General features: G+C 70.0%; 8 protein-coding genes. 2 read left to right on the forward strand and 6 right to left on the reverse strand.

The window, feature by feature from the left end:
* From P2P98_RS14680 to P2P98_RS14700, 5 genes are all read right to left on the reverse strand, one after another.
* A partial coding sequence (locus P2P98_RS14680) for a penicillin-binding protein 2 (protein WP_275800851.1) occupies positions 1-1,642 on the reverse strand: 1,642 nt, incomplete at its 3' end.
* Between the two features lie 4 nt (positions 1,643-1,646).
* Positions 1,647-2,282: a hypothetical protein gene (locus P2P98_RS14685; protein ID WP_275800852.1), complete on the reverse strand. Its 636-nt coding sequence runs from the start codon at positions 2,280-2,282 to the stop codon at positions 1,647-1,649.
* Positions 2,279-3,232 (reverse strand): 16S rRNA (cytosine(1402)-N(4))-methyltransferase RsmH, encoded by a 954-nt coding sequence (rsmH, locus tag P2P98_RS14690; protein WP_275800857.1) that lies wholly within the window; start codon positions 3,230-3,232, stop codon positions 2,279-2,281. The genes P2P98_RS14685 and rsmH overlap by 4 nt, the downstream gene beginning before the upstream one ends.
* A gap of 98 nt (positions 3,233-3,330) precedes the next feature.
* A complete protein-coding gene (gene mraZ, locus P2P98_RS14695) occupies positions 3,331-3,762 on the reverse strand; it encodes a division/cell wall cluster transcriptional repressor MraZ (RefSeq protein WP_058596015.1) in 432 nt (143 codons plus the stop codon).
* Positions 3,763-4,290: 528 nt separating this feature from the next.
* Positions 4,291-4,674: a DUF3040 domain-containing protein gene (locus tag P2P98_RS14700; protein WP_275800853.1), complete on the reverse strand. Its 384-nt coding sequence runs from the start codon at positions 4,672-4,674 to the stop codon at positions 4,291-4,293.
* A gap of 64 nt (positions 4,675-4,738) precedes the next feature.
* Between P2P98_RS14700 and P2P98_RS14705 the strand changes: the two genes are divergently transcribed.
* Positions 4,739-5,830, forward strand: coding sequence for a polyprenyl synthetase family protein (locus P2P98_RS14705; RefSeq protein ID WP_275800854.1), 1,092 nt, complete (start codon positions 4,739-4,741; stop codon positions 5,828-5,830).
* A 42-nt stretch (positions 5,831-5,872) separates the two neighbouring features.
* Here P2P98_RS14705 and P2P98_RS14710 read toward each other — a convergent pair whose 3' ends face one another.
* A complete protein-coding gene (locus P2P98_RS14710; RefSeq protein ID WP_275800855.1) occupies positions 5,873-6,217 on the reverse strand; it encodes an Rv2175c family DNA-binding protein in 345 nt (114 codons plus the stop codon).
* 159 nt (positions 6,218-6,376) lie between these two features.
* Between P2P98_RS14710 and P2P98_RS14715 the strand changes: the two genes are divergently transcribed.
* The gene (locus tag P2P98_RS14715) at positions 6,377-7,351 is read left to right on the forward strand and encodes a LysM peptidoglycan-binding domain-containing protein (protein WP_275800856.1); all 975 of its coding nucleotides are present in this window, start codon (positions 6,377-6,379) and stop codon (positions 7,349-7,351) included.
* The last annotated feature ends 71 nt before the right edge of the window (positions 7,352-7,422 follow it).

The raw sequence follows: 7,422 nt of genomic DNA on the forward strand, positions 1-7,422 counted from the left end.
GGGGGTCGTCCGCGGGGGCGAAACCGATCATGGTGGTGAAGTACGCGTCGCCCTTGTAGGCGCCGGTCTGCGGATCGGTCTTCTCACCGGTACCCGTCTTGATCGCGACACGGTAGCCGGGGATCTCGACCTGCTTGGCGAGCGTGCCCTGCGTGGCGACGTTCTCGAGCATGAGCGAGACCTGCCGCGCGGCGGCCTCGGAGACCACGCGCGTGCCCTGCGCGTCGGGGACGTCGGTGACCGTGCCGTCGGCGGCGGTGCAGCCCTCCACGAGAGAGAGCGGCATCCGCACTCCCCCGTTCGCGATCGTCTGGTACGCGCCCGCGAGCTGCGGCACCGTCACGGAGATGCCCTGGCCGAACGTCGTGTTGTAGAAGGTCTGCTTGTCCCACTGCGCGGGGTCGCGCATGATGCCGGACGACTCGCCCGGGAAGTCGACCCCCGTCTGCTGGGTGAGTCCGAACTTCTCGAGGTACGAGACGCGGGTGTCGAGCGGGATCATCTCACCGAACTTCGAGATGCCGACGTTCGACGAGTCGATGAGCACGCCCGTCAGCGTGTAGTTGTTCGCCCCGTGCGAGAACGAGTCGGACACGCGCGCATCACCGGGGAGCGTCTCGCTTCCGGATGCGGTGACCGTCGTGTCCGCGGTGAAAGCGCCCGAGTCCAGGCCGATGGCCGCGGTGATCGCCTTCATCGTCGACCCGGGCTCGTTCGGGTTGCCGAAGGCCGCACTCCCCCGGTCGTCCGCCGGCGTCGACGTCGGGTCGTTGGGGTCGACCGTCGGGTACTCGGCGAGGGCGCGGATCTTGCCGGTCTTGGCCTCGACGACCGTGATCGTGCCGCGCAGCGAGCCGGTGTTCTGCACCTGCTCGGCGATCAGCTGGCTGAGGTACCACTGCAGATCGCGGTCGATCGTGAGCTTGAGGGTTCCGCCGTCGACGGCCGGCTCGGTCTCGACCTCGGTCCCGGGCAGCACGTTTCCGTCACGGCCCTGCTGGAAGACGACCTTGCCGTTCTGGGAGGCGAGGCACGCGTTGTCGGCGGATTCGAGCCCCGCGAGCGGTTCGCCGTCGCTGCCGACGAAGCCGACGAGGTTTCCCGCGACGGCGCCGTCGGGGTAGATGCGGCCCGCCTGCGGCGGGAAGCTGAGGAACGGCAGACCCAGCGCCGCGAGAGCGCGGTACTGCTCGGTCGAGACGCGCTTCGCCACATTCGCCCAGCGGGAGTCGGGGTTCGCCGCGACAGCGTCGGTCACGATCTTCTCGACGTCGGCCGGGTCCTGACCCGCGATCCCCGCGATCTGCGCCGCGATCTGGCTCCACGTCTGGGTGACCTCGACGTTCCCGGAGTCGTCGCGGTCGGTCAGGCCCTGGGCCGCGAGCTTGGGGTCGATGTCGACGTCGTAGCGATTCACGCTCGCCGCCAGAGTCACGCCGTTCTCATCGACGATCGATCCGCGGGAGCCGTAGATCGTGCGCGAGTCCTGCATGCCCATGGCCAGCGAGTCGTCCACGTGTTCACGGGCGTTCACGACCTGGATGTCGACGAGACGGACGACGAAGGCGATCAGCACCACCAGGACGACGCCCAGGGCGATCACCGTGCGTCGCCGCGGAGAACGGGTGAGGGAAGTCGTCATGTGCTTATCGTGTCGCGGGCGTCGGCAGACCGTCGCTGATCGGCGGGGGTGTCGCAGAACCAGCGGGCGGAGCCGTCTGATCGGGGGTCGCCGTGCCGGACGTCGCCTCGGCGGGCGCGTTCGGGGCCGGCTCCGCCGGCGTCTGCGGCTTGGTGGCGAGCGGAACGCCCGAGATGAGGGCGTTGCGCACCGACCCGCGGCCGAGCGCGTCGACGGACGACACGTTCTCGGCGGGCTTCCCCGACCCGATCACGGCGCCGTCGCTGAGACGGAGGTAGGTCGGCGACTCGTCGATGACCATTCCGAGGGCGGCCGCGTTCGCCGCGAGGTACTGCGGCGAGCTGAGACCGGCCACGTCGTCGTTGAGGATCTGCTTCTGGTAGGTCAGGTCGCGCTGCTGCTGCGTGAGCGCGGCGATCTCGAAGGAGCTCTGCGTGGTGAGGATCGACAGCCCCATCTGCACGAGCGCGATGAGTACCGCCCCGGCGACGGCGATGACGCCGAAGGCACGACGCGGCGCGCGGCGACGCGCCGGCGCGGGAACGGCCTGCAGGCGACGGGGCTCGCGGATCGGTGTCGGGAACTCCGGCTCGAGTCCGGTGTGGACAGCCCGCAGATCGATGGCCTGGGGTGCGCTCATGCGTCCTCCTGGATTCGCTCGGCCGCACGCAGACGCACGGGGGTGGCGCGGGGGTTGACCGCGCGTTCTTCGTCACTGGCGAGTTCGGCTCCGCGCACGAGGAGGCGGAACTTGGGCGCGTGCTCGGGAAGCTCGACCGGAAGACCACGGGGAGCCGTGGATGCCGTGGCCTCGGCGAACACGCGCTTGACCAGCCGGTCCTCGAGCGACTGGTACGACAGCACGACGATGCGCCCGCCCACGCCCAGCACCTTCAGGGCGGCGGGGATGGTGCGCTCGAGCACCGACAGCTCGGCGTTGACCTCGATGCGCAGGGCCTGGAAGACGCGCTTGGCCGGGTGCCGCTCGCGCAGGACGGCGGCGGGCGTGGCCGCCTGCAGCACGTCGACCAGCTGACCCGACCGCTCGAGCGGGGCGTTCGCGCGCGCGGCGATGATGGCGCGCGCGTAGCGTCCGGCGAGCTTCTCCTCGCCGTAGCGCTCGAAGATCCGGCGCAGATCGCCCTCGCCGTAGGTCGCGAGCACCTCGGCCGCCGTGACGCCCGTCGTCTGGTCCATGCGCATGTCGAGCGGGGCGTCCTGCGCGTAGGCGAAGCCGCGCGAGGCCTCGTCGAGCTGGAGCGAGGACACGCCGAGGTCGAACAGGATGCCGTCGACCTTGTCGACACCCGCGGATGCCACGGCCTCCGCGATCCCGTCGTACACGGTGTGGACGAGGGTGACGCGGTCGCCGAAGCGCGCCAGACGCTCCCCCGCGATGCGCAGCGCGTCCGTGTCGCGGTCCAGGCCGATGAGGCGCGCGGTCGGGAAGCGCTCGAGGAACGCCTCGGAGTGCCCGCCCATGCCCAGCGTGCCGTCGACGAAGACGGCATCCGGTCGCTGGAGGGCCGGAGCCAACAGCTCGGCGCACCGCTCGAGGAGGACGGGGGTGTGGATGTCGCGGATGTCCATGAGATGTCGGGGGTTCTCCTCGGCTCTGATCCCCATCCGCATCGACCTGGCGCCGGGGAAGTGCGTCAGGGCATGCGGCTGGGAGTCACAGCCGAGGATCAGAAGAGTCCCGGGATCACCTCCTGCTCCATCTCGGCGTACGTCTCTTCGTTGCTCTCGGCGTAGGAGTTCCACGCCTCGGCGTCCCAGATCTCGGCGTGGGCGCCGACACCCGTGACGACCAGTTCGCGACCGAGACCGGCATAGGCGCGGAGAGCCGGGGGCACGGTGATGCGGTTCTGGCTGTCGGGCTTCTCGGCGCTGGCCCCCGAGAGGAACATGCGCAGGAAGTCGCGGGCCTGCTTGTTGCTCAGCGGAGCCTCGCGGATCCGCTCGTGCACGCGCTCGAACTCCTCGGTGCTGAACACGTAGAGGCAGCGGTCCTGCCCCCGGGTGATCACCACTCCGGCGCCGAGATCGTCACGGAACTTCGCCGGCAGGATGACCCGACCCTTGTCGTCGAGCTTGGGGGTGTGCGTACCGAGCAGCATTCGGGTGTCCACCCCCTTCGTCCGGCCTGCGAAGTTTCCCCCACTTTACTCCACTGCCCTCCACTTAGCTATCAATACGTGGCCTCTTCTGGGCGAACTCCCCCTCGTGTACAGTCCGCTCGCGACGCGCGCAGGGCGCGCGGAACCGCGGAACGGCGCGCAAGCCGGCCGAGCGACCGCGATTCGACGACGCGGGTGGAGGAAAAGGGAGGGAGCCGCGACGGCGGCGCGGCGCGTGGAGGGCGGGAACCCGTGGCGCCGGGCCGGGGCGATCGCGGCGCAACGTCGCCGATCACTCGCGGCAGTGACGCGGCGGGGCCGCGGGAGACGGCGGGCCGCACTCCTCGCGACACATAAACGCTGTTCGCGCGCAGAAACACGAGGAGATCGTGTTTATGCGAGCGAACGGCGTTTATGAGGGGATGCCGAGGCCCGCAGCCGACAGAATCTGCGGGGCGCACGAAACCTGCCGGGCGCACGAAAAAGCACCGGCTCCGAAGAGCCGGTGCTTATCGAGGACGAGAGGGCTTAGCGCTCCTCGTTGCGGCGGTCCCACCGATCGTTCATGCGATCCATGAAGGACGCGCCGGACGCGCGGGGTGCGCGAGCAGCGGAGGGAGACGCCGAGGCCGCGCGACTCGAGCCCTTCATCGGCGTGACCGCGAGGACGACCCCGCTGACCATGAGGACGAACCCGAGGACACCGATCGCGATACCGAGGAACCCGGTGTTGAAACCGATCGAGACGCCCGCGACCAGAGCACCGAGGCCAGCCAGCACGAGGATGGATCCGTACACGATGTTGCGGTAACTGAGGGCGCGTCCGGGGGCAGTGACGACATCGGCGTCGTGACTCATGAGATGGCGCTCCATCTCGTCTAGCAGACGCTGCTCCTGTTCGGAGAGTGGCATGCATCCCCCTCTGTTGCTAAGTACGGACGATTCTACGCGGGGCGTGGATCACTAGGCTAGGCCTGTGGTGACCTCCCCGGAACCGATCGAAGCTGTTTCCCAGCGACTCGACAAGTTCCTTTCTGACCAGCTATCGTACGCCTCCTCACTGGGGCCGGAGGCGGAGACGATGAGCCGCGCCGGCGCGGCATCGCTGCGCGGCGGCAAGCGCCTGAGGGCCCGATTCTGTCTCACCGGCTGGCGCGCGGTCATCGAGTCGTCGGGGTCGCGCGACACGAGCCCCACCCCCGCGGCGGTCTCGGTCGCCGCGGCCCTCGAGATCTTCCAGGCGGCGGCGCTCGTCCACGACGACATCATCGACAACTCCGACACCCGGCGCGGACAGCCCGCCGCGCACCGCGCGCTCGAAGCGGCGCACGCGGCGGCGGGATGGACCGGCGACGCCGCGATGTTCGGACGCTCCGGCGCGGTGCTGCTCGGCGACCTGTTGGTGGCGTGGAGCGACGACCTGCTCGAGGAGGCCCTCGCGGATCAGTCCACGGCTGCGGCGACGCGACGGTTCTACGCGCACATGCGCCGCGACGTCACGATCGGTCAGTTCCTCGACGTCGCGGAGGAGTCGGCATACGCCGTGTATCCCGATGAGGAGCACGCCGAACGCGCGCTGCGCGTGGCGTCCTACAAGTCGGCGCGGTACAGCATTCAGAAGCCGCTCGAGATCGGCGCCGCCTTCGCCGGCGCGGACGACGAGCAGCTCGACGCGCTCGGGCGCTTCGGACACGACGTCGGGATGGCGTTCCAGCTGCGCGACGACGTGCTCGGAGTCTTCGGTGACACGGCCGTGACCGGCAAGCCCGTCGGAGACGACCTCCGAGAGGGGAAACGGACCGTGCTCGTCGCTTTCGCCCGCGAGGCACTGCCCGCCCCGGCCCGACGGACCGTGGACGAGCTCCTCGGCGACGCCGAGCTGGATGCGGCGCAGATCAGCGCTCTGCAGAACACGATCGTCGACACGGGCGCGCTCGCCCGCACCGAGGAACTGATCGCCGACTACTCACGACGCGCAGACCGGGCCCTGTCCGGCGCCCGGCTCGGCAACGCCGCGGTCGGCGAGCTTCGCGATCTCGCCCAGGCTGCCACGCAGCGCTCGTCCTGAGCCGCGGGGCTGCGCCGGGCGGAAGCCCGGCGGCGGGCGGAATCAGGCGAGGGCCGCTGCGACCCGTCGCACCTCGCTCTTACGCCCCGCCAGGAGCGCTTCGATCGGGGCGACGCCGATGGTGTCTTCGGGGGTGAGCAGCCAGTCGATGGTCTCGTCCTCGTCGAAACCGGCATCGTGCAGGACGATGATCGTCCCCCGCAGCGCCGGCAGGGGACGGCCGTCGACGACGAAGACCGAGGGGATGCGCAGCACGCCATCGCGACGCGAACCGACGAGGTAGTGCTCGTCGAGCAGACGACGGACACGTCCATGCGACTCGCCCAGCACCTCGACGAGATCGGGGATGGTCAGCCACGCGGTTTCGTAACGGGGTGTATCGCTCACGGTCCCATCCTCTCATCGGCGCCGGCAGGGCGACTATCCGTCATTCCCTTCGTCATCCGGCGCCGTCTTCGTCACATCCGTCACACAAACCTCACGCGTTGACATCCTCCCCATGCCGTGCGAGCGTTTTGGGCAGTCGGAAGAACGGAATCCCCCACCATGCGACGACTCCCCTCCCCCACGCTGCCCGCGCGCGCCACCGTGATCTGGCCCGCAGCGGTCGTCGGCACGATCGCCCTCGCCCTCACCGGCGAGAGCACCGCCCACGCGACGCCTCCGGCGCCGCTCGCAGCGCTCCCTCCCGCTCCGGCGACCCTCGGTCAGATCCCCGTGCTCGCCTCCGCGGCGGACGCACCCGCGACCCACACCGTCGAACCCGGAGATACCGTCTGGGACATCGCGCAACGGTACGGCCTCGACGTCGCCGCTCTCCAAGCGGCCAACGGTCTCGCCGCCGACAGCGTCATCCGCCCCGGTCAGGTGCTCATCCTCGGCGGCGCGGCACCCCAACCGGCCACTCCCGCCCCCGAACCCGCCCAGGTCACGTACGAAGTGACCGCGGGCGACACCGTCTCGGCGATCGCCTCGGCCCACGGCATCTCGACCGACGCCGTCCTGTCCGCCAACGGGCTGACCCGCGACTCGATCATCTACCCCGGCGAAGTGCTGCGAATCCCATCCGCGGCCGCACCCGGCCCGGCATCCGCGGGTCCGGCGCTCGCGCCCGGTCTCGATGCGGAACAGTCCGAGAACGCCCGACTCATCATCCGCATCGGGCGCGAGCTCGGCGTGTCCGACCGCGGAATCCTGATCGCCCTCGGCACAGCGATGCAGGAGTCGTGGCTGCGAAACCTCGACTGGGGCGATCGCGATTCCCTCGGCCTGTTCCAGCAGCGCCCGAGCACGGGCTGGGGCACGCCCGAACAGATCCTCGATCGGGAGCGATCCATCCGCGTTTTCTATGGCGGACCGGCAGACCCGAACGGCTCCGACACGCGCGGGCTCCTCGACATCACCGGGTGGGAGGATCTGCCGTACGCCGACGCCGCGCAGGCGGTGCAGATCTCGGCCTACCCCGACCGATACGCCCAGTGGGAGCAGCCCGCGACCACGTGGCTCGCCGTTCTGGGCTGAGGTAGGGGTGAGCCGCTCCCCGGGCTCCCAGGGGGCGCTCCGTAGACTCGACACGTGAGCACGAGTCAGCA

The sequence above is a fragment of the Microbacterium sp. Kw_RZR3 genome, assembly GCF_029222405.1.
In the GTDB taxonomy this organism is placed as follows: domain Bacteria; phylum Actinomycetota; class Actinomycetes; order Actinomycetales; family Microbacteriaceae; genus Microbacterium.

Bases quoted from the DNA above. Each gene is read 5' to 3' on its own strand.
- rsmH (WP_275800857.1), bottom strand. From the start codon at position 3,232: ATGGACATCCGCGACATCCACACCCCCGTCCTCCTCGAGCGGTGCGCC.
- P2P98_RS14700 (WP_275800853.1), bottom strand. From the start codon at position 4,674: ATGCCACTCTCCGAACAGGAGCAGCGTCTGCTAGACGAGATGGAGCGC.
- P2P98_RS14715 (WP_275800856.1), top strand. From the start codon at position 6,377: ATGCGACGACTCCCCTCCCCCACGCTGCCCGCGCGCGCCACCGTGATC.
- mraZ (WP_058596015.1), bottom strand. From the start codon at position 3,762: ATGCTGCTCGGTACGCACACCCCCAAGCTCGACGACAAGGGTCGGGTC.
- P2P98_RS14685 (WP_275800852.1), bottom strand. From the start codon at position 2,282: ATGAGCGCACCCCAGGCCATCGATCTGCGGGCTGTCCACACCGGACTC.